At 66.6% G+C, this 21,484-nt stretch carries 22 protein-coding genes; 10 read left to right on the top strand and 12 right to left on the bottom strand.

Annotation, left to right across the window (positions count from 1 at the left end):
* Window positions 1-33: 33 nt before the first annotated feature.
* From G6N55_RS07605 to G6N55_RS07590, 4 genes are all read right to left on the bottom strand, one after another.
* Entirely contained in the window at window positions 34-1,209 is a 1,176-nt protein-coding gene (locus G6N55_RS07605; protein ID WP_085226516.1) for an NAD-dependent formate dehydrogenase, read from the bottom strand.
* A gap of 103 nt (window positions 1,210-1,312) precedes the next feature.
* Window positions 1,313-2,701: an NAD(P)(+) transhydrogenase (Re/Si-specific) subunit beta gene (locus tag G6N55_RS07600; RefSeq protein WP_085226518.1), complete on the bottom strand. Its 1,389-nt coding sequence runs from the start codon at window positions 2,699-2,701 to the stop codon at window positions 1,313-1,315.
* Complete coding sequence (locus G6N55_RS07595) at window positions 2,698-3,012, bottom strand: NAD(P) transhydrogenase subunit alpha (protein ID WP_085226520.1); 315 nt, start codon at window positions 3,010-3,012, stop codon at window positions 2,698-2,700. Before G6N55_RS07595 ends, G6N55_RS07600 begins: the two co-directional genes overlap by 4 nt.
* Window positions 3,009-4,100, bottom strand: coding sequence for a Re/Si-specific NAD(P)(+) transhydrogenase subunit alpha (locus tag G6N55_RS07590; RefSeq protein WP_085226522.1), 1,092 nt, complete (start codon window positions 4,098-4,100; stop codon window positions 3,009-3,011). The genes G6N55_RS07595 and G6N55_RS07590 overlap by 4 nt, the downstream gene beginning before the upstream one ends.
* A 186-nt stretch (window positions 4,101-4,286) precedes the next feature.
* Here G6N55_RS07590 and G6N55_RS07585 point away from each other — a divergent pair, with 186 nt between their 5' ends.
* From G6N55_RS07585 to G6N55_RS07575, 3 genes are read left to right on the top strand one after another with little or no spacing between them, the layout of a single operon-like run.
* The gene (locus tag G6N55_RS07585) at window positions 4,287-5,312 is read left to right on the top strand and encodes a 2-dehydropantoate 2-reductase (protein ID WP_085226524.1); all 1,026 of its coding nucleotides are present in this window, start codon (window positions 4,287-4,289) and stop codon (window positions 5,310-5,312) included.
* A gap of 17 nt (window positions 5,313-5,329) precedes the next feature.
* Window positions 5,330-6,511, top strand: a complete 1,182-nt coding sequence (gene pyk / locus G6N55_RS07580) for a pyruvate kinase (RefSeq protein ID WP_085226525.1) — start codon at window positions 5,330-5,332, stop codon at window positions 6,509-6,511.
* Window positions 6,512-6,523: 12 nt separating this feature from the next.
* Window positions 6,524-6,832, top strand: a complete 309-nt coding sequence (locus G6N55_RS07575; RefSeq protein WP_085226526.1) for a PE family protein — start codon at window positions 6,524-6,526, stop codon at window positions 6,830-6,832.
* Here G6N55_RS07575 and G6N55_RS07570 read toward each other — a convergent pair.
* The 4 genes from G6N55_RS07570 to G6N55_RS07555 are packed head-to-tail and all read right to left on the bottom strand — an operon-like array spanning window position 6,829 to window position 11,153.
* On the bottom strand, window positions 6,829-7,599 hold the full coding sequence (locus G6N55_RS07570) for an IclR family transcriptional regulator (protein WP_264001401.1): 771 nt from the start codon (window positions 7,597-7,599) through the stop codon (window positions 6,829-6,831). The two genes, G6N55_RS07575 and G6N55_RS07570, sit on opposite strands and share 4 nt — an antisense overlap.
* Before the next feature lie 13 nt (window positions 7,600-7,612).
* A complete protein-coding gene (gene gcl / locus G6N55_RS07565) occupies window positions 7,613-9,406 on the bottom strand; it encodes a glyoxylate carboligase (protein ID WP_163667228.1) in 1,794 nt (597 codons plus the stop codon).
* Entirely contained in the window at window positions 9,403-10,329 is a 927-nt protein-coding gene (locus G6N55_RS07560) for a 2-hydroxy-3-oxopropionate reductase (RefSeq protein WP_139827070.1), read from the bottom strand. The genes gcl and G6N55_RS07560 overlap by 4 nt, the downstream gene beginning before the upstream one ends.
* Entirely contained in the window at window positions 10,293-11,153 is an 861-nt protein-coding gene (locus tag G6N55_RS07555; RefSeq protein WP_085227104.1) for a hydroxypyruvate isomerase family protein, read from the bottom strand. The genes G6N55_RS07560 and G6N55_RS07555 overlap by 37 nt, the downstream gene beginning before the upstream one ends.
* A gap of 275 nt (window positions 11,154-11,428) precedes the next feature.
* On the opposite strand from G6N55_RS07555, the gene G6N55_RS07550 reads away from it, so the two are divergent.
* On the top strand, window positions 11,429-12,565 hold the full coding sequence (locus tag G6N55_RS07550) for a glycerate kinase (RefSeq protein ID WP_085226531.1): 1,137 nt from the start codon (window positions 11,429-11,431) through the stop codon (window positions 12,563-12,565).
* A gap of 93 nt (window positions 12,566-12,658) precedes the next feature.
* The gene (locus G6N55_RS07545) at window positions 12,659-13,588 is read left to right on the top strand and encodes a histone deacetylase family protein (RefSeq protein WP_085226533.1); all 930 of its coding nucleotides are present in this window, start codon (window positions 12,659-12,661) and stop codon (window positions 13,586-13,588) included.
* Here G6N55_RS07545 and G6N55_RS07540 read toward each other — a convergent pair.
* Together G6N55_RS07540 and G6N55_RS07535 are read right to left on the bottom strand one after the other, a co-directional pair.
* Complete coding sequence (locus G6N55_RS07540) at window positions 13,585-13,989, bottom strand: hypothetical protein (RefSeq protein WP_139827071.1); 405 nt, start codon at window positions 13,987-13,989, stop codon at window positions 13,585-13,587. The genes G6N55_RS07545 and G6N55_RS07540 overlap by 4 nt on opposite strands.
* A 122-nt stretch (window positions 13,990-14,111) precedes the next feature.
* Window positions 14,112-15,386: a PPE family protein gene (locus G6N55_RS07535; protein WP_085226537.1), complete on the bottom strand. Its 1,275-nt coding sequence runs from the start codon at window positions 15,384-15,386 to the stop codon at window positions 14,112-14,114.
* Between the two features lie 226 nt (window positions 15,387-15,612).
* On the opposite strand from G6N55_RS07535, the gene G6N55_RS07530 reads away from it, so the two are divergent.
* The gene (locus tag G6N55_RS07530) at window positions 15,613-15,882 is read left to right on the top strand and encodes a DUF2277 domain-containing protein (RefSeq protein ID WP_085226539.1); all 270 of its coding nucleotides are present in this window, start codon (window positions 15,613-15,615) and stop codon (window positions 15,880-15,882) included.
* Window positions 15,879-16,439 carry a DUF1802 family protein gene (locus G6N55_RS07525; protein ID WP_085226540.1) on the top strand — a complete coding sequence of 187 codons (561 nt, stop codon included), beginning with the start codon at window positions 15,879-15,881 and terminating at the stop codon, window positions 16,437-16,439. The genes G6N55_RS07530 and G6N55_RS07525 overlap by 4 nt, the downstream gene beginning before the upstream one ends.
* Here the strand turns inward: G6N55_RS07525 and G6N55_RS07520 are convergent.
* Window positions 16,398-18,098: a CocE/NonD family hydrolase gene (locus tag G6N55_RS07520; protein WP_085226542.1), complete on the bottom strand. Its 1,701-nt coding sequence runs from the start codon at window positions 18,096-18,098 to the stop codon at window positions 16,398-16,400. The genes G6N55_RS07525 and G6N55_RS07520 overlap by 42 nt on opposite strands.
* 95 nt (window positions 18,099-18,193) lie before the next feature.
* Window positions 18,194-18,775 carry a DUF3558 domain-containing protein gene (locus G6N55_RS07515; protein ID WP_085226544.1) on the bottom strand — a complete coding sequence of 194 codons (582 nt, stop codon included), beginning with the start codon at window positions 18,773-18,775 and terminating at the stop codon, window positions 18,194-18,196.
* A gap of 156 nt (window positions 18,776-18,931) precedes the next feature.
* Between G6N55_RS07515 and G6N55_RS07510 the strand changes: the two genes are divergently transcribed.
* The 3 genes from G6N55_RS07510 to truB are packed head-to-tail and all read left to right on the top strand — an operon-like array spanning window position 18,932 to window position 21,458.
* A complete protein-coding gene (locus tag G6N55_RS07510; protein WP_139827072.1) occupies window positions 18,932-19,897 on the top strand; it encodes a metallophosphoesterase family protein in 966 nt (321 codons plus the stop codon).
* Complete coding sequence (gene pptT / locus G6N55_RS07505; RefSeq protein ID WP_085226546.1) at window positions 19,894-20,568, top strand: 4'-phosphopantetheinyl transferase PptT; 675 nt, start codon at window positions 19,894-19,896, stop codon at window positions 20,566-20,568. Before G6N55_RS07510 ends, pptT begins: the two co-directional genes overlap by 4 nt.
* The gene (gene truB / locus G6N55_RS07500; protein WP_085226548.1) at window positions 20,565-21,458 is read left to right on the top strand and encodes a tRNA pseudouridine(55) synthase TruB; all 894 of its coding nucleotides are present in this window, start codon (window positions 20,565-20,567) and stop codon (window positions 21,456-21,458) included. Before pptT ends, truB begins: the two co-directional genes overlap by 4 nt.
* The last annotated feature ends 26 nt before the right edge of the window (window positions 21,459-21,484 follow it).

Here is a 21,484-nt window from a genome sequence, read left to right as displayed (position 1 = left end):
CGTCGCCAGGTAAGCGCGGGAACCTATCCGCCGCTAGGCCGCACCGGATTTGGCGGTCGCGGTGTACGACCGCGCCCCGACACCGGCTAGTGCACCGCCGTCGACGATGAGGTACTCGTCGCGGATCGGCTTGCCGCCGAAGTAGCACTCCAAGATCTCCCTGGTGCCGGCCGCGTAGCGAGCCTGCGCCGAGAGCGTGGAACCCGAGATGTGCGGCGTCATGCCCTGGTGGGGCATTGTGCGCCACGGGTGGTCGGCGGGTGCCGGCTGTGGGTACCACACGTCACCGGCATAGCCGGCCAACTGGCCGGTTTCCAGGGCGCGGACGATGGCGGCCTGGTCGCAGATCAGCGCGCGTGCCGTATTGATAAGGTAGGCACCGCGTTTCATCGTCGCGAGCAGCTTGTCGTCGAACAGTCCACGGGTCTCCGGGTGCAGCGGAGCGTTGATCGTCACGACGTCGAGGTGCGGCACCATGTCCTGCACGCTGGGGTGGAAGGTCAGGTTCAGTTCCTTTTCCACCTGCGCGGACAGGCGGTGCTTGTCGGTGTAGTGCAGGTGCACGTCGAACGGCGCCATGCGACGCAGTACGGCCAGGCCGATCCGGCCTGCGGCGACGGTGCCGACGTGCATTCCCTCGACGTCATAGGAGCGCTGCACACAGTCGGCGATGTTCCACCCGCCGCCAAGCACCCACTGATGGGACGGCAGGTAGTTGCGGACCTGCGACAGGATCATCATGACGACGTGCTCGGCGACGCTGATGCTGTTGCAGAACGTGACCTCGGCGACCGTGATGCCGGCATCGATCGCCGCGTCCAGGTCGTAGTGATCCGAGCCGATGCCCGCGGTGACCGCCAACTTGAGCTTGGGGGCGCGCGCGATCCGTTCGGCGGTCAGGTACGCCGGCCAAAACGGTTGCGAAATAACGATTTCCGCGTCGTGCAGGTGCTTGTCGAACTCCGAATTCTTGCCCTCCTTGTCCGAGATCACGACCAATTCGTGACCGAGACCCTCGAGGTAGGGGCGCAGGCCGAGTTCGCCGGAGACGCTGCCCAGCAGCGTGCCCGGCGCGAAGTCGATGGCCGACGGTGTCGGCAGCGTTTGCCCGTCCGGGTAGCGGTCCAGGTGAGGCAGGCCGTCGCGCGGGAATTCGGTGGGATATCCGGTTACCGGGTCGTCGTAGAGGACGCAAACCACTTTTGACATTGAATCTCGATTCCTTTCTTGCCGCCGATCCTCGGCTCTTTTCCTGCCGCCGCGGAGATGTGGCGGTCAAGCGTTTCGGTCGCGGGGCGATCGCGCCGCAGTGTCATAAAACCTTTAGTTCCTGGGTGATTTCGGCGACGGACGACTTCGCGTCGCCGAATAGCATCGAGGTCTTCTCGTTGAAATACAGCTCGTTCTCGATGCCGGCGAACCCGGGATTCATCGAGCGCTTCAGCACGATGACGGACCTGGCCTGGTCTACGTCGAGGATCGGCATGCCGTAGATCGGGGATGCCGGATTCGACCGTGCGGCAGGGTTTGTCACGTCGTTGGCGCCGATCACCAGGGCCACGTCGGCGCGGCTGAACTCGCCGTTGATTTCGTCCATCTCTTTGAGCTGCTCGTAGGGGACATCGGCCTCGGCGAGCAAGACGTTCATATGCCCGGGCATCCGACCCGCCACCGGATGGATGGCATGCCGAACCTCCACGCCCCGTCCCTCCAGGAGGCCGGCCATTTCGCGCACCACGTGCTGGGCCTGTGCCACCGCCATGCCGTAGCCGGGCACGATGATCACCTGGCTGGCATAGCCCATCTGCAATGCCGCGTCAGCGGCACTGGTCTGGCGCACGGTCTGGTCGACGGCCCCGTCCCGGCCGTCCGCGCTCGCGCCGGTGCCACCGAATCCGCCGGCGACGATGGCGGGGATCGAACGGTTCATCGCCTTGGCCATCAGGTTGGTCAAGATCGTTCCCGATGCTCCGACGATCATTCCGGCGACGATCATCGCCGTGTTGTCCAGCGCCAGTCCGGTCGCCGCGGCCGACAGGCCGGTGAGCGCGTTGAGTAGCGAGATCACCACCGGCATGTCGGCGCCGCCGATGGGCAGCACCACCATCACGCCGAGCACCGCCGCGAAGACGAGCACACCGATGAAGACGACCGGTGCGCGCTGGCCGGCTCCGATGGCGCCCGCGCAGGCGACGGAGGCGAGCAGCAGTACCAGGTTGAGCGGCTGCTGCGCTCGTCTGAGCCCGATCGGCCTGCCCGGCAACACTTCTTGCAATTTTCCGAAAGCTATCAGCGATCCCCAGAACGACAGTGAGCCGACGATGGCGGCGAACAGCGAAGCGATCGCCACATAGACCGGCGCGGCGGCGTAGCCGTGACTGTCGCGGAATTCCACCCACGACACCAGAGCCACCGCACCGCCGCCCACGCCGTTGAACAGTGCCACCATCTGAGGCATCGCGGTCATCTTGACCCGCTGCGCGGCGGGCACACCGACCACCGACCCAAGCAGTAGCCCGAACGCGATCAGCCACCAGTTGTTCGTGCCGGGCGTCAGCAGGGTGGCCACGATCGCGATCGTCATGCCAACGCCCGCAGTCAGATTGCCGCGTGCGGCGGTGCGGGGGCCGGTCAGGCCCGAGAGGCCGAGGATGAACAGTGCGAACGCGACGATATAGAGAACCGCGATGAGTTCATTCACTTCGGCGACGCAACCTTTCCGGTCTGGGCGCTGGGCTTCTTCTTGAACATGCCGAGCATGCGATCGGTCACCAGGAAGCCACCCACGACGTTGATCGCACCGAAGGCGATGGCGATGACCAGCAACAGCCGGTCGAATGCATCGGTGGCCGACCGGCCGACGAGTACCAGGCCGGCGAGCAACACGATGCCGTGAATTGCGTTGGTGCCGGACATAAGTGGTGTGTGCAGCGTGTTCGGCACCTTGGAGATCACCGCGAAGCCGACAAAGCCGGCCAGCGTGAGGATTGCCAGGTTGGCGACCAGCGTCATCGGATTCCCGTCAACTCGTTGTCGGATTTGGTGACACAGCAGGCGTCGAGGATCTCGTCGGACAGATCGCGCGCATCCGCACCGTCGAGCATGTGTTCCAGCAGGGCCGCGATGTTGCGGGCGTAGAGCTCGCTGGCGTGCTCGGGCATGCTGGCCGGAAGGTTCAACGGCGCCGCGATCGTGACGTCGTGCCGCAGCACCGTCTCGCCCGGCACGGTGAGTTCGCAGTTGCCGCCCGCTTCGCCGGCGAGGTCGACGACCACGCTGCCGCTGCGCATCAGCCGCACCGCCTCGGCGGTGACCAGTTTGGGTGCGGCGCGACCGGGGACCGAAGCGGTGGTGATGACCACGTCGAAGCCCTGGATCGCCTGGGTCAGTTGGCGTTGCTGCTCGGCCTGCTCGGTGGGTGTCAGAGCGCGGGCGTATCCACCTTCGCCCGCCGCGGTGACGCCGAGTTCGAGCCACTTGGCGCCCAGGGACCGGACCTGCTCGGCCACCTCGGGGCGAACGTCGAATCCGGTGGTGCGCGCGCCCAGCCGTTTGGCCGTGGCCAGCGCCTGAAGTCCGGCGACGCCGACGCCGAGCACCAAAACCGTTGCCGGCTTTACTGTTCCGGCGGCCGTGGTCATCATCGGGAAAAAGCGGGTCGAGCATTGCGCGGCACACAGCACCGCCTTGTAGCCCGCGACGTTGGCCTGGGAAGAAAGTGCATCCATGGTCTGCGCACGCGAAATCCGGGGCACGGCTTCCATCGCGAAACCGCAGACACCCGCTCGTCGCAATTGATCGCTGAGCTCCGGCCGGGTGCGGGGTGCCAGGAAGCCGATCAGGCGGGCGCCCTGCTTCAACCGGCCGATCTCCAGTGCGGTCGGCGGGTTCACCTTGACTACGACGTCGGCCGACCACGGGTCACCGATCACGGCCCCGGCCTTGCGATAGTCCTCGTCGCGAATCAACGCTCCCTCTCCCGCACCCGTCTCGACGACGAGATGGTGGCCGGCGGCACGCAAGCGTTCGACGACGGCGGGTACCAGGGCGACTCGGCTTTCGCCAGAGGCGGTTTCGCGAGGCACTCCGATCGCAGGCATATTCCTCTTCCTTGGCTCGGCGACAAGGCACGCTGATCGCCGTCCGGCACGGGTGACAGTCCGCGACGTCTCCGCAGAGAGCGCGTTGGGTTCAACATACGCGGATCGCATACTGTATGCAATAATGATGACCGGAACCTGAGTCGCCAGACGGCTCTGTGCATGCGGGATGCGAGAGGGGACTCTGTGAGGATTGCAGTCGTTGGAGCCGGAGCCATCGGCGCCTATTGGGGCGCGGCGTTGCACCGCGGCGGTGCCGACGTTCATCTGATCGCGCGAAACGACAACCTGCGGGCCATCCGGAAAAATGGTGTCCGCGTGCTCAGCTCGCGCGGTGATTTCGTGGCGCATCCGGCCGCGACGGACTCCCCGGCCGAGATCGGGCCGGTTGACTACGTCTTTTTGGGCCTCAAGGCGCACAGCTACCCGACGTGCGGTCCGCTGGTCGAGCCGTTGATGGGGCCGGACACGGCAATTGTGGCCGCGCAGAACGGTATTCCCTGGTGGTATTTCCACCAGCTGCCGGGTCCGTATCGGGGACACCGGATCGAGGCCGTCGATCCCGGTGGCGCCACCAGCGCCGTGCTGTCTCCGGAGCGAGCGATCGGTTGCGTGGTGTACCCGGCGACGGTGCTGGAGGCGCCAGGCGTGGTTCGTCACCTCGAGGGGACACGCTTTTCCATCGGTGAGCCCTCGGGAGAGCTGTCCGCGCGCTGTAAGGCGCTGAGCGAAGCGATGATCGCCGGCGCGCTGAAATGCCCCGTGGAGCCGGATCTGCGCAACGACATCTGGATCAAGCTGATGGGTAACGTGGCATTCAACCCGCTCAGCGCGCTGACCAGATCGACGATGGTGCAGATGTGCCAGGACCCGAACACGCGGCGGGTGGTGATCCAGCTGATGGAGGAGACCCTGGACATCGCCGCGAGATTGGGCAGTACACCGGATATCTCGATCGAGAAACGGTTGCGGGGTGCCGAAAACGTGGGTCACCACAAGACCTCCATGCTGCAAGATCTGGAAGCGGGCAAGCAGCTGGAACTGGATGCGATCGTGTCCGCGGTGGTCGAGCTCGCCGATCTGACCGGAGCGGGCGCGCCGACGCTTCGCACGGTGCACGCCGCGACCAGCCTGCTCGCCCGCACCAGTGGATTGGCGCCGTCGCACAGTGCCGAGATTTCGCAACAACAACCACAAGCCGCCCTGCATTAAGGGAAAGGACACTTGGTATGCGCACTACGAAGATCGTCTGCACGCTGGGACCCGCAACCGCCACCGCTGGGGGCCTGACCGAACTCATCGACGCCGGAATGGATGTCGCCCGGCTGAATTTCAGCCACGGCACGCATGCGGAGCATTCGGCCTGCTACGACCTGGTCCGTCAGATCGCCGCCCGGCGCGGACGGCCGGTGCGGGTGCTCGCCGACCTGCAAGGCCCCAAGATTCGGCTGGGGCGCTTCGCCAACGGGCCGGTGGTGTGGAACGTCGGCGAGAAAGTCGCGATCACCACCGACGCCTGCCCGGGCGATCACGACCGGGTCTCCACCACCTACGGCGGCCTGGCCTCCGATGTGAAAACCGGTGATCGGCTGCTGGTCGACGACGGCAGAATCGACCTGGCGGTGGTGGAGATCAACGGCACGGACATCGACTGCGAGGTGATTCATGGCGGACCGGTCAGCGACAACAAGGGCATCTCATTGCCCGGCGTCGCAGTCAGCGCTCCGACGTTGTCCGACAAAGACATTGACGACCTGAAGTTCGCCCTGAACCTCGGTGTGGACATGATCGCCATGTCGTTCGTGCGGGCACCCGGGGAGGCGGAGCTGGCCCGCACCATCATGGCGGAGGTCGGCAGGCGGGTGCCCGTCATCGCCAAACTGGAAAAACCAGAGGCCGTCTCGTGCCTACCGGCGATCGTCGCGGCCTTCGACGGATTGATGGTCGCGCGCGGTGATCTTGGGGTCGAGATGCCGCTGGAGCAGATACCGCTGGTCCAAAAGCGAGTCATCCGATTATGCCGCGATGCCGACAAGCCGGTCATCGTCGCGACTCACATGCTCGACTCGATGGTCTCCGATCGGCGCCCGACCCGAGCCGAGGTCTCCGACGTGGCCAATGCGGTGCTCGACGGCGCGGACGCGGTGATGTTGTCCGCGGAGACCAGCGTCGGGGCGTATCCGGCGCACACCGTGACCACGATGGCGCGCATCGTCGACGAGGCGGAGGCGGCGATCGACCGGGGAGAACCGCCGTACTGGGCCGGCCGTGAGGACGCCCACCGCGACCTCCTGGGTGAGGTCGTCTTGGCCGCAACCCGTTTGGTGCTACGGCGGCTGCGGGCGGTCGCGGTGCGCTACGCCATCGCGGGTGGGACCGCGGCACTGGGCCCGTCGGTTGCCAAGCGCTGAGGAGAACAGCACATGTCGTTCCTCACTGTCCACCCCGAAGCCCTGGCGGTAGCGGCCGCACAGCTGGGTGCCGTCGGTGGTGCGATGAATGCTCAGAATGCGGCCGCGGCGGGCGTCACCGGCGCAGTGGTCCCCGCGGCGGCCGACGAGGTTTCCGCGCTTGTCGCAGCACAATTCATGATGCTCGCCCAGATGTACCGGTCGGTCAGCGCACAGGCTGCCGAGGTCCACGAGACGTTGGTCAAAACGATGGCGGAAAGCGCGGATTCGTATGCCGTGGCCGAGGCCGTCAACGCCGCCGCCACCGGGCGGGGGGCCTAGAGGGCGGCGCCCTTGTCGAACTCGGCGGCGATGTCGCGGGCGACCCGCTTCAACAGCGGCGTAATTGTCGGTGCGGAGTTCAACGTGACTCGCACCGCGGGCCCGGAGATCGAAATGGCCGTCAGGGACGGTGCGTCGGGCACCGGCACGGCGAAGCATCGGACGCCGATTTCCTGCTCACCTTCGTCGACCGCATAACCACGGGCGCGACACAACGTGAGGTCTTGCAGTAATCCGTCGGCCGTCGTATGCGAATTCTCGGTCGCTGCGGGCATCCCGGTTCGTGCCACCAGCGCCCGCATTGCGTCGTCGGGCAGTTGCATCAGCAGCGCCTTGCCCACACCGGTGCAATGCGGGTAGACCCGCCGGCCGACCTCGGTGAACATCCGCATCGAATGCGGGGAGGGGACCTGAGCAACGTAGACGGCCATATCGTTGTCCATCACCGCCATGTTCGCCGTCTCACCGGTGCGGTCGACCAACTCGCTCAGATGCAAACGTGACCAGCTGCCGATGAGCGCAGCCGCGCTCTCGCCCAATCGGATCAGCCCGGGCCCCAACGAGTAGTGCCGGTTGGGCAGCTGCCGCAGATACCCCATGCTCAGCAACGTCCGGACCAGCCGGTGCATCGTGGGTTGGGGGAGATCCGCGCGTGCCGCGAGCTCGCCGAGCGGGCCCGTCCCGCCCATGGCGGCCAGTATCTCGAGTACCCCGAACGCGCGCTCCACCGACTGGATGCCGCTGGTGCGGTCGGCGGGGCAGGGCACGGCAGGCGACGGGTCAGTCGAACAGCATTGCGGCGGTGGGGGAATCGTCGATGGTGGTTGCCAATTCATTGTGCTCGGTGATCTTGTCGATATCGGTGCCCATCGCGATGTTGGTAATGCGTTCCAGGAAGACCTCGACCACTACGGGCACCTTGTGTTCGCGGGCGAGTTGCTGGGCGCGGGTGAGCGCCGGCGCGATCAGTGCGGGGTCGGTGACCTGAATCGCTTTGCAGCCCAATCCTTCTGCGACCCGACGATGGTCGACACCGTAGCCCTTGGGCAGATCGCTGTCACCGGATTCCTGGGAATTGATGTTGTCGAACGCCAGGGAAACGAAGTAGTCCATGTCGAAGTTGAGCTGAGCCTGCCGGATCAGCCCGAGGTAGGAGTTGTTGACCACGACATGGACGTAGGGCAGGTTGAATTGCGCGCCGACGGCCAGTTCCTCGATGAGGAACTGGAAGTCGTAGTCACCCGACAATCCCACCACGGTGGCGGTGGGGTCCGCGGCGACCACGCCCAGCGCGGCGGGAATCGTCCATCCCAGCGGTCCGGCCTGTCCGCAATTGATCCAGTGCCGGGGTTTGAATACCTGCAGGAATTGGCCTCCGGCGATCTGGGAGAGCCCAATCGCGGTGACGTAGCGTGCATTACGGCCGAACGCCCGGTTCATCTCCTCGTAGACGCGTTGGGGCTTGATGGGTATGTCGTCGAAGTGGGTCTTGCGGTGCATCGTCTTTTTGCGATCTTGGCAGTCGCGGACCCAGCCGGTCCAATCGGGGAGGTCGCCCGCCGCACGTCGCTTCGACGCCGCGACCACCAGGAGCTCCAGCGCAGCCTTCGCGTCGGAGACGATGCCGAGATCGGGGGCGAAGACCCGGCCGATCTGGGTGGGTTCGATGTCGATGTGAACAAAGCGGCGCCCTCGCCGGTAGGTGTCCAGCCCGCCGGTGTGGCGGTTGGCCCACCGGTTGCCGATGCCCAGCACGAAATCCGATTCGAGCAGGGTGGCATTGCCGTAGCGGTGGGCGGTCTGCAACCCGACCATGCCGGCGGCCAGCCGGTGGTCGTCGGGAATGCTGCCCCAGCCCATCAGGGTGGGCACCACGGGGACGTCGAGTAGCTCGGCCAGCTCAACGAGTAGTTCGGCGGCGTCGGCGTTGATGATCCCCCCACCGGTGATGATCAGCGGGCGTTGCGCGGTGACCAGCATGTCGAGCACTTTGGCGATCTGCGTCCGGGTGGCCTTGGGCCGGTAGACCGGGAGGGGGGCGTATGCCGCCGGGTCGAAATCGATTTCGGCCAGCTGGACGTCGATGGGCAGGTCGATCAGGACGGGGCCGGGCCGGCCCGAGCGCATCAGGTGAAACGCCTTGGCGAAGGCACCGGGGACCTGCCCGGGTTCGAGAACCGTCATGGCCATTTTCGTCACGGGTGCCGCGATCGCCGCGATGTCGACTGCCTGAAAGTCCTCTTTGTGCAGCTTGTCGACCGGGGCCTGGCCCGTGATCGCCAGGATGGGAATGGAATCGGCACTGGCTGAATACAATCCAGTCACCATGTCGGTTCCCGCCGGGCCCGAGGTGCCGATGCACACACCGATGTTGCCGGGTGCGGCACGGGTGTAGCCTTCTGCCATGTGGCTGGCGCCCTCGACGTGGCGGGCCAACAGGTGCCGGATTCCACCGTGCGCCCGCATCGCCGAGTAAAACGGGTTGATGGCCGCGCCGGGCAACCCGAATGCCTGGGTAGCGCCTTCGATTTCGAGGATCTTGACGACCGCGTCGACCGTACGCATCCGGGTCATCGGTTTCCGCCTTCCTGGTGCCCGGAGAGGCGTTCGACACCCCGCAGCAGGCCGGAGTGATCGAGAGAGCCGTCCCCGTTCGCCAGGGCGGAGGCCATCAGCTGCGCAACGGCACTGCCCAGCGGGATGACCACGCCGGCCTGGCGGGCGGCGCTGGTGACGATGCCCAAGTCTTTGTGGTGCAGTGCGATCCGGAAACCTGGATCGAAGTTGCGTGCCAGCATCTTCGGGGCTTTTTGGTCGAGCACCGCCGAGCCGGCCAGCCCGCCGCCGAGCACTTTGACCGCCGCGTCCAGGTCGACGCCGTAGGCACGCAGGAAGGTGATCGCTTCGGCAAGCAGTTCGATATTGCCCGCGACGATCAGCTGGTTCGCGGCCTTGACGGTTTGCCCCGCGCCGTTGAGGCCGACGTGAACGATGGTCTTACCGACGATCTCGAGAATCGGTTTGGCAGCGGCGAAGTCGTCATCCGTGGCGCCGACCATGATCGACAGCGTCGCGTTCTTGGCGGCGGGTTCACCGCCGGACACCGGGGCGTCGATCAGACGCAGGCCGCGTTGGGCGGCTTCCTTGGCCAGCGCGGCGGTGACGTCGGGGCGGATGGAGGAGAAGTCGATCACCAGCGTCGAGGGTTGAGCGTGGGCGAAAACACCTTCCTCGGAGAGCAATACGTTTCGCACGTCGGGGGAGTCGGGCACCATGACCGCCACCACGTCGGCGTTCTTCACGGCGTCGGCAATCGAGTCCGCTTCCGTCCCGCCGGCTTCGAGCAGCTCCGCGGCGCGGCCCGGCGAGCGGTTGTAGCCGATGACGGTGTGGCCGGCGCGGGCGAGATGGCAAGCCATCGGGCTGCCCATGATGCCCAGTCCGATAAAGCCGATCGTGCTCACTGATTCCTCGTTCCTGTCAGTGTTTTCAGGGATTCGACGTTGACGCCGCCGCGACCTCGTTCGGCCTTCGGCAGCCAGTCGAAGGTGTCGGGCCGAGAAGACTTGTATTCCAAACCGATGTAGCCGCTGTATTCACGTCCCAGCAGGATGGCGAGATATTCGCCCAGCGGGACCTCACCGGTGCCCGGTTCCCCGCGCCCGGGCGCATCGGCTATCTGAATGTGCCCGATCTGCTCGTAGTTGGACAGCAGGGCCGCGGTCACATCGTCGTTGTTGACATGCAGGTGATAGAGGTCCGCCAACAGCCGCAGATTGGTGGTACCCGATTCGGCATGCACGCGGTCGATGACGCGAATCGCGTCGGCCGCCGTCTTGAGGGGGTAGCGGGGCGCGCCGCTGACCGGCTCGACGAGCACCGTCGCGCCGATGCGCTGGGCAGCTTGCGCCGCGTAGGCAAGATTCTTGGCCGCGACCTCGTCTTGCACCGCCGGCGCGATGCCCTCGATTCGGTTGCCGTACAAGGCGTTGAAGGCCCGGGTGCCCAGGCTTTCGGCGATGTCGACAGCGACATGCACATTCTCGCGGAACTCGGTTGTCAGTGCGGGATCCGACAGGATTCCCCGGTCGCCACCGGCCATGTAACCGGCGAAGAAGTTCAGTCCGGACAACCGCACATCGGCCTGTTCGATGGCGCGGACGAAGGCCTTGACGTCCGGCTCAGGGGGTGTCGCTTCGATGAACGGCCACCAGAACTCCACCGCCTCAAAGCCCGCCGCTCGCGCCGCGGCCGGCCGGTCCAGTACGGGCAGATCGGTGAAGAGGATCGAGCAGTTCACCGTATACGTCGCGCCAGCCATCGGTTTCCTTCCGGATCTGATTTCCGTATCGCGGAATTGCCGCATCGAGATACGAAATGAGTCAATGCGATACCTGCTGTGGCTGTCAAGGTTCGGCGGGATTCGTACAACCTCAATTGTCAGATTTGATAAGCAGTTTCGATGACTGCGCCACCTGTGGTGCGCTCTGCCTTTGACAGCCGCACGCCACGCGTGTGAGGTTGCTGGGATGGAAGCGGAATTCCGCGCATCGGAATGCCGGCCCATTGCCTGATTTCTGATGGGAGGGCCTGCTCGTGAGGGGCAGCATCGTGTTGGCGCCGGATAAGTTCAAGGGCTCGTTGACAGCCGAGCAGGCCGCGCGGGCAATGGCGCAGGGGGTGTGCCGGGCAGACCCGATGATCACCCCGATCGTCTGCCCCGTCGCTGACGGGGGAGAGGGCACCCTGGACGCCGTGTTGGCGGCCGGATTCGAACCGGTGCGCGCCGATGCGTGCGGGCCGACCGGCGCGCTGGTACACACCGGGTATGCCCGCAAGGGTAACCGTGCGGTCGTCGAGTTGGCTGATGTCTGTGGCCTGCAACGACTTCCGTCGCCGTCACCGGCGCCGGTGACGGCGACGAGCTATGGGCTGGGCAGCGTTATCGGCCGGGCGCTCGACGACGGCTGCCGGGACATCGTCATCGGTGTCGGCGGAAGCGCCAGCACCGACGGCGGCGCCGGGATGCTGATGGCGCTGGGTGCCGAGATACTCGATCGCCGCGGTCGCCCGATCGCACTCGGCGCTCGGGGCTTGGCCGATGCTGCCCACCTCGATCTGAGCGGGCTGCACCCGGGCCTCGCCGCGGCCACGGTCACGCTGGCCGCCGATGTGGACAGCCCGCTGTGCGGGCCACTTGGTGCGGCCGCGGTCTACGGACCGCAAAAAGGGGTGCTCGGCGACCAGGTCGAAGAAGTGGACGACAGCCTGTCCAGATGGGCGGACCTGGTGGCCGGAGCCGTGGGAGCCGACTACCGTGACGCACGCGGGGCCGGTGCCGCGGGAGGGGTGGGATTCGCCGCGCTCGCCGTCTTGCACGCAAGAATGAGGCCGGGCATCGAAATGATCCTCGATCTCGTCGACCTCGATCGAAAGCTGTTGGGCGCCAGGATGGTCGTCACCGGTGAAGGATCCCTGGACGGCCAATCATTGCGCGGCAAAGCCCCGGTGGGGGTCTCACGATGCGCCCGCCCGCATGGCATACCCACTTTCGCCATCGCCGGAGTATCGACGTTGACGAGCGCTCAAGCCCAAACCGCCGGCTTCGGCGCGGTGCGCACCCTCAACGAACTCGAGCCCGATCTTTCGCGCTGCACGAAGTACGCCGCCCAACTACTGACCGTGGTCACCGAACGGTTGATCCGCGAAAGCACCCGATCCTCGCTGGGCTGATAGCGAAAATCGATCAGCACTCGCCTACGGTATTCAGGCAGAAGATCATCCTTCGGTCTGGAAGTCCACGACCCTGGAAAGAGGTTCGCCGCCATGTCCACCCTGCTGCTGCACCATCCCAGTTTCGCCAACCACAAGACCGCAGCCGGGCATCCGGAGCGGCCGGACCGCTACCGCGTGGTGGAAGCCGTCCTCAGCCAGCCGCAATTCGACACGTTGCTGCGCGAGCAAGCCGAGCTGGCCGACCTCGGGACGGCCCGCAATGCGCATTCGAACCGCTACGTCGACGGCCTGGAAGCCGCCCGTCCAGAACAGGGTTATGTGTACCTCGACGGCGGCGACACGATGATGGAGCCATCGACGTGGGAAGTGGTCTTGCGCGCAGTGGGCGGCACGCTGCAGGCGATCGACGGCGTGCTGACCGGGCGGGTCCAGAATGCCTTCGTGGCCTGCCGGCCGCCGGGCCACCACGCCGAAACGGAACGGGCGATGGGCTTTTGCCTGTTCAACAACATCAGCATCGGGGCGCGGCATGCGCAGCAGAAGTACGGACTGATGCGGGTCGCGATCGTCGATTTCGACGTTCACCATGGCAACGGCACGCAGCAGATTTTCTACTCCGATTCCGATGTGCTGTATGCGTCCACCCATCAGATGCCACTGTTTCCCGGCACGGGTGCCGCGGCAGAAACCGGGGTCGGCAACATCTTCAACTCGCCGCTGAAGCCCGGCGACGGCGGGGCCGAGCTGCGCGAGGCCTTTCAGCAACGAATACTGCCCGCGCTCGACAGGTTCGCTCCGGAGTTGATCTTGGTGTCCGCGGGATTCGATGCACACGAGCGCGACCCCCTTGGCTCGCTGACGATGACCGCCGACGACTTCGGCTGGGTAACCCGCGAGCTGATGAACTCGGCCGAAAGGCTTTGTGACGGCCGGCTGGTGGCGGTGCTGGAGGGAGGCTACGACCTTCAGGGACTGGCGGATTCCGTCGCGTCCCACGTCGGTGAGCTGATCAAGGGTTAGGCAACCGGTTGGGCTCTGAGCCTGTCTCCCACAACGCATTCCACACTGGGAACCGAGTGACGAGCCTGGTTCAACTTCAGGAATCTGCCGTCGATCGAGTACTGACCGATGACGTAGACCTCGACATGCTCGGCTGAACCGTCAGTTTTGGCGATCTCGAGGACAAATCGTGCGGCGTAGCGATTCCAGAAGCGGAATTCTTCGAGCGTGAACACGTTCCCGCGTGCGATATCCGCGCGAGCGGTCGCGGCGAGAACGGCGAACTCGTCTCGCGTGTAAGCCCCTCCGCAGTCGCGATGCTGGTAGCCCTGATCGAAGAATGCGTTCATGACGTCATCGACGCTGCGGTGCGCGCAGAACAGCAATTCGCGCAACGCGTCACCAAATGATGGTCGGATCAACGGATCTCCTCCCGTCGGGTCACCGGGTCGGGCTCGCCCAACGTACCCATTGTCATGGGTCGCGGGGCCGCTCGCTATGACGAAAAGTGAAGTGGGTCATCACTTTGGCGGATGGCGCTCGGCTAGCCTCCGATCGGTGAGCGTGGGATGAGGGAGGTTTGCACGCCCACTCGGCGAGCCGCACCTGAAGATTCGTGGCCCACCATGCCGCCCATGGGAAGCTTGGCGGCGTGGCGATGTGCCGCCCCTGCCGCGGGGCCGTGGTGGCCCGCCGAGGTGTGCATTCCCGGGTTGCCCGCGTCTTTCGAGAGCGCATCGGCCCAACCGGGCGGTACCGACAAGGTTCCCAGTTGGGACGCATGACCGAGGTCCGCCGAGGGTTCGCCGCTCGATCCCGCCGACCAGGGGTCGGCGAACGGGTTCAGCACGTCCAGCGGCCCGAGCGCACCGAGCTCAGCGGGCACCGCCTCCTCGGCGCCCAAAAGCGAATCGCCGCCGACCAATTCGAGGCCGGAACCGGCCAGGTCCAGAGCGAACCCGCTGATGTCGGTGCTCAAGCCGAAGCCGTCCGAGCCGAAGCCCAGTGCGCTGGAACCGATCTCGGGTGCGGTGCTGCCGGGGATGTCGAGCAGGGTGGCCATCGCGGTGGAGGCGAGTTGCGCGGCAGCCTGCGTTCCGGCAGTTGTGGTCTTGCCTGCGCTTTTGGCGGAGGTTTTGGCCAGCCGCGACAGCATCGTCAGCGAGGAGGAAATTCCCGACGCCGCCAGCGGTGCTCCAGCACCCGCTATCGATGAGCCATTTCCGGGGCTCGCGAGTCCTTGCAGCGTCATTGCGGCCGAATTCAACAATTTGGTCGAGGCCCCCGCGCCGGGATCAGTCGTGCGTGGCGGCGGCGCAAAGGATGAAAGCCCGGACACACCAGCAGAATTGGCCGCGTAGGTGTACATCGCCGCCGCGTCCTGGGCCCACATTTCGCTGTATTCGGCCTCAGCAACCATGATGGCGGGCGTGTTCTGCCCGACGAGGTTGCTGGCGGTCAACGCCGCAAGGCGAGCCCGGTTGGCCACGATCACCGGCGGTGGCACCATCATCGAGTAGGCGGCTTCGTACGCGGACGCTGCCAAGGTCGCCTTGATGGCGACGTCCTCGCATCGCGCGGCGGTGCTCCTGACCCAGCTGGCGTACGGCAAAACCGCCTCCGTCATCGCCGTCGAAGACGAGCCGCGCCACGATTCACCGATCAGTGCAGCGACCACCGACTCGCATCTACTGGCGGCGAGGTGCATCTCCGCGGCCAACTCCTCCCATTCCGCCGAGGCGGCCAGCAGGGTCGCCGGCCCGGGGCCCGAATACATTCGGCCGGAATTCACTTCGGGTGACAACGCCCCAAAATCCATTGGTCCCTCGTTCTGCCCTTGGCCCGGTGCCGTGTGTCGCCGATGGTGCAGCCGGTGTGCGAAGCTCTCGAAGTGACTACTGTATACAGTATTCAGCAGATTGCGGTAGCTCTGGTGCCGACGAATTCAAAATTCCTGTGTTGCTGACCGGGCCGGCCCTCGACTCGAGGCGAACATCGAACCGATTGCTCGCGCCGAGCCGCCGAACGCCGCCTATCGTGGAGGGATGTGCCGAAACATCACCGAACTGCGCGGTTTGCAGCCGTCGGCCACCGCTGAGGAGATCGCCGCGGCGGCGCGGCAGTATGTGCGCAAAGTCAGTGGCATCACGCGCCCGTCGGCGGCCAACGTCGACGCGTTCGAGGCCGCGGTCGCCGAGGTCACGCAGACGACGACGCGCCTGCTGGAATCCCTGCCACCGCGCCGTCAGCCGCCCCAGACCGTGCCGCCGTTGCGCCGCCCCGAGGTTGTCGCCCGCCTCGCCGCGACGAAATGACGCTCACCGCAACGACGCCCGCGCTCAAGGAGTGGAGCGCGGCCGTGCATGCACTGCTGCAGGGGCGCCAGTATGTGCTGCTGCGCAAGGGCGGCATCGGGGAGAAGCGGTTCGAAGTCGCGGCCGGTGAGTTCCTGTTGTTCCCGACGGTCGCGCACAGCCACGCCGCGCGGGTCCGTCCCGAGCATCACGACCTGCTGGCCGCGGCGGCGGCCGACAGCACCGAGGACCGGCTGGTGATTCGTGCGTCGGCGAAAGTGGTTGCCGCGCTTCCGGTTAACCGGCCCGAGCGGCTCGCGGAGATCGAGGACTTGCACATCTGGACCGACGAGTCGGTGCGGGCCGACCGACTCGATTTCCGGCCTAAACACAAACTCGCCGCGCTGGTGGTGTCGGTGAGTCCGCTGGTCGAGCCGATCCGCCTGACCCGCACGCCCGAGTACGGAGGCTGCACCAGCTGGGTGCAGCTGCCCGCACGGCCGGCGCTGGCGGAGCCGATCCACGACGATGCCGCGCTAGCCGGCGTCGCCGCCCGGGTTCGCGACGCCGTTGGCTGACAGGTCGAGTGGGCCGACCGGAAGCAGCAGCCGGGAGCGCCCGTAGGCGACGGTGTGGGTGGCCGGCTTCGACTCCCGGGCCGTCAGCATCGGTTCGTCGGTGCCCGGGTTGGGCGTGTAACGGGGAACCCAGCTGCCGGCGATGAGCAGCCGGATGCGCGAGCCGGCGCGGAAGCGGTGCGCGATCGGGTCGAGTTCGATCTTGACCGTCCTCGCGGGCGCGCTCAGCCGCCGGTAGCCGTCGCTGACATTGCGCGACCGGCCCTTCGCGTCGACCTCGCTGACCCGGACGAACAGGTCGACGTGCGGATTGTCGGCGTGGTGCGCCAGCTCGACGACCGGGTTTCCGTACACGCACAGATCGTGCAGCAGCGTCGCGCTGTTGAAGGTCAGCACGTCGTCGCGCAACGCGAGGCGGCTGTCGTCGCGGTAACCGCCGAGCGGCGACAGCAGCGGGCCGCCGGTGGTCGGGGTCGGGTCGGCGGGGTCGTAGCGGAACGTCGCCGGCGGCAGCTTCGGCAGGTCGGTGGGCGACGTGTCGTCCAGGTAGCGGCCGGGCCGCAGGTACAGGGCGCGCTGCGAGGTCACCGGCGGCCAGTCGGGCAGGTTGCGCCAGCCCTGGCCGGTGACGCAGACGCGAACTCTGCTGGGCCGGCTCGTCGACGTGCCTGCCAGATGGGTGTCCAGCCAGTCCAAGGTCTCGCGCGCGTTGGTGGCCAGCCCCTTGCTGAGCATCTGGGGGTGGGTCCAGGGGCCGACCGTGAGCGCGACGTCCGCGCCGCGGCGGCGCAGGTGGGCGTACTGCTGCAGCGTCTGGCCCAGGAAGATGTCCTGCCAGCCGCCCATCAGCAAGACCGGTACCTGCACGCGGTCCAGCGCGGCGGCGCATCGCATCGGCTCCCAGAACGCATCGTCCTGATCGCGGTGCTCCACCCAGGATTCGAACCACGGCGCGCCGGTGCCGAGCAGTGCGCGTGCCGACTCGCCGAACGGGACGCCGGCGGCCGCCTGCGCCACCTTGCGGGGAGCCAGCAGCTGGCGGATTCCGGCCCGCAGCCGGCTGGCGTCCTCCTGGTGGGACATCATGTCGCTCCACCCGAGAAAGTCGGTGGTGAACGAGCCGGTGTCCCACACCGCGGCATGGAAATCGTGTGGGCCCACCGAGACGACGGCCGCGGCCAGTTCCGGCGGCGGGTCCTGCAACAACGCCCACTGCGTGAAACCCAGATACGACAGGCCGATGGTGGCGAAGCTACCGGTGAACCAGGGTTGCTGGACCAGCCATGCGGCGGTGTCGGCGCCGTCGGCGGCTTCGTTGACCATCGGCTCGAACACACCCGCGGACCCGAACGTGCCGCGCACGCTCTGCACCACGACGTGGTAGCCCCTGGCGGCATACGGCCGGGCGAACACCAGCGAGAACGGAAACCCACGCCCGTAGGGTCCGCGCACCAGCACGGTGCCGGCCGGGCTGGAGGTGGCCGGTGCGTAGTGATCGGCCACCAGCCGCACCCCGTCGCGCATCGGGACCTCGACTCGGTTCACGCGGTAGCCGGTGGTGGCCGGCCGCAGACCCAGTAGCCGGCCCGCGGCGTTGACGGCGGCCTGGGTCAGGCCGTGCAGCGCGGGCTCGGCGGGTCGAGTCGATGTCATGCTCACGTCAACCAGGTTAAGGCCGACCGGCAAAGGAAATTTACGCCGACGGGAATTCATTTCAGCAACAAAGGTTCGCGCTGACCGGTGTCGCGACGGGGCTAGAACTTGTAATACGGCGTGAGGTCGTTGGCCCGTTGCAGGTTTGTGGAAGGGCAGTCGACCTCGGGGTTGGAGTACACCGTCGAGTAGAACAGCGCTTGCTGCAGCAGGCCGTAGCTGGTCTTGAACGCCACCATGCAGGAGAAGAACCAGTAGCTGTTGTGGTAGGTCGGCTTGAGCACCCAGTACGTTGCGGCGCGGTGCCCCTGGATCGTGGTCTCCAGGGCGTCCGGCGGCAGGGACTGTTCGTAGGTGCGCCAGATGATGGGCTCGACGGCCAGCTGGTAGTTGCCCGCGTCGAACTGGCAGCGCAGCCCGTCCTGAGGCTCGGGCGGGGTGAACGCCAGCCCGAGCCGCTGCAGGGCGTCGAACGGGATGTCCCGGCACGGATCGAACGGGCTCGGGTCGGTGGTCGCGATGATCGGACTTTTCATCGTGGTTTCCATCGGCTGCGCCGTCGACCGCAGATCGACGGTTTTGCCCGAGCCGACCGGCGGTGCGCCCTGCCAGCCCACGGTGCCCGCTATGACCGCCGTCATCACCGCACCGAGCGCCGCGAGCAGGCGCACCTTGGAAAACATGATTCCCCCTGCCTCGGCCGTCCCTTGCCGGGAGTTTACAAGTCACGTGCGCGGGGTCACAGCCAAACCTGAACTTGTTCTAACCGACAGCCCGCAAACGCCGAAAAGCCGCAGCGGAACCGGCGTAGCCGCGCCGGATCGTTAGGCTGGTTACTTGTGGTTACTCGGGACTCGACGAACGGGGCACAGCCGACGCTGTGGGCGGTGTCCGACCTGCACACGGGTCACATGGGCAATAAGCCGGTCACCGAATCGCTGCATCCGACGTCGCCGGACGACTGGCTGATCGTCGCCGGCGACGTCGCCGAGCGCACCGACGAGATTCGTTGGGCCCTTGACCTGCTGCGACGCCGGTTCGCCAAGGTGATCTGGGTGCCGGGCAACCACGAGCTGTGGACCACCAATCGAGACCCGATGCAGGTGTTCGGCAAGGCGCGCTACGACTACCTGGTCAACATCTGCGACGAGATGGGCGTGATCACGCCGGAACATCCCTTCCCGGTGTGGACCGAACGCGGCGGCCCGGCCACGATCGTGCCGATGTTCCTGCTTTACGACTACACCTTCTTGCCCGAGGGGGCGCGGAGCAAAGCCGAAGGCCTGGAAATCGCGCGCCGGCAAAACGTGATGGCGACCGACGAATTCCTGCTGTCCTGCGAGCCGTATCCCACCCGCGACGCCTGGTGCCGCGAACGGGTGGACATCACCCGGGCGCGCCTTGAACAGCTCGACTGGATGACGCCGACCGTCCTGGTGAACCACTTCCCGCTGGTGCGCGACCCCTGCGATGCGCTGTTCTACCCGGAGTTCTCGCTGTGGTGCGGCACCACCAAGACCGCCGACTGGCACACCCGCTACAACGCCGTCTGCTCGGTCTACGGACACCTGCACATCCCGCGGACCACCTGGTACGACGACGTGCGATTCGAAGAAGTCTCGGTCGGCTACCCGCGCGAGTGGAAGCGCCGCAAGCCGCACAGCTGGCTGCGCCAGGTGCTGCCGGATCCGCAGTACGCGCCGGGCTACCTCAACGACTTCGGCGGGCACTTCGTGATCACTCCCGAGATGAAGGCGCAGGCCGAGCAGTTCCGGGAGAAATTGCGGCAGCGGCAATCGAAATGACCGCGGACATGCTGGTGTCGTCGGTGTTGCCGGCGACCTCCGAGGTGGCGTATTCGGAGGTGTACTCCGACCCGCCCGGTCTGGACCCGTTGCCCGAAGAAGAGCCGTTGATCGCCAAGTCGGTTGCCAAGCGGCGCAACGAGTTCATCACCGTTCGGTACTGCGCCCGGATCGCGCTGGGCGAGCTGGGCCTGCCGCCGGTGCCAATCCTCAAGGGCGACAAGGGAGAACCCTGCTGGCCCGACGGCGTCGTCGGCAGCCTCACTCATTGCGCCGGGTATCGCGGGGCGGTGGTGGGGCGCAGTGCCGCGGTGCGCTCGGTGGGCATCGATGCCGAACCGCACGACGTGTTGCCCAACGGCGTGCTGGACGCGATCAGCCTGCCGGCCGAGCGCACCGAGATTCCGCTGGCGATGCCGGACGGTCTGCATTGGGATCGAATCCTGTTCTGCGCCAAGGAGGCAACCTACAAAGCGTGGTATCCGCTGACCAAGCGGTGGCTGGGGTTCGAAGACGCCCACATCCGTTTCGAGGCCGACGGCCCGGCTGGCGGCACGTTCGTCTCGCAGATCCTGATCGATCCGGAGGCACTGTCGGGTCCGCCGCTGACCGCGCTGCGGGGCCGCTGGTCGGTCGACCGCGAACTCGTGCTCACCGCGATCGTGCTATGACCGAAAGCCCCACCGGCCCGGGCATTCTCGTCGTCGACAAGCCGTCCGGAATGACCAGCCACGACGTGGTCGGGCGCTGCCGGCGCATCTTTTCCACCCGGCGGGTGGGCCACGCGGGCACGCTGGACCCGATGGCCACCGGCGTGCTGGTGGTAGGCATCGACCGCGCCACCAAGATCCTCGGCCTGTTGACGGCATCCTCGAAGTCGTACGCGGCCACTATCCGGCTGGGCCAGACCACCTCCACCGAGGATGCCGAAGGTGAACTGCTGCAGAGCATCTCGGCCGAGCGCGTGGCGGACGAGGCGATCGAGGCTGCGATGGCCGGGCTGCGCGGCGATATCGAACAGGTGCCGTCGGCGGTCAGCGCGATCAAGGTCGGGGGCAGGCGCGCCTATCAGTTGGTTCGTGAGGGCGAGGCCGTCGAGCTCAAGGCCCGCCCGGTGCGCATCGACCGGTTCGAGGTGTCGGCGACCCGGCGGTCCGGCCCGGTGATCGACGTCGACGTCGACGTCGACTGCTCGTCGGGTACCTACATTCGCGCGCTGGCCCGCGATCTCGGGTCCGCGCTGGGGGTGGGTGGGCATCTGACGTCGTTGCGGCGCACCCGCGTCGGGCGCTTCGAGCTGGACCAGGCGCGCACGCTCGACGAACTCGCCGAGCAGCCGCGGCTGAGCTGGACACTGGACGACGCGTGCCTGCTGGTGTTCCCGCGCCGCGTCCTGACCCCCGACGAGGTCGAGGCGACCAGCCACGGCCGGTCCTTGTCGCCGGCCGGAATCGACGGTGTGTACGCCGCCAGCGACGATGACGGCCGGGTGATCGCGCTGCTGCGCGACGAGGGTTCGCGGACCAAGTCCGTCGTGGTGATTCGTCCCGCCACGCTCTAGCGGGTCCCGGCCGAGCGGTTGGTTGG

The sequence above is a fragment of the Mycobacterium florentinum genome, assembly GCF_010730355.1.
Taxonomy (GTDB): Bacteria; Actinomycetota; Actinomycetes; order Mycobacteriales; family Mycobacteriaceae; genus Mycobacterium; species Mycobacterium florentinum.
The sequence above is the reverse complement of the archived record's forward strand: the minus strand, read 5'-3'. Positions and strand labels throughout refer to the sequence as shown.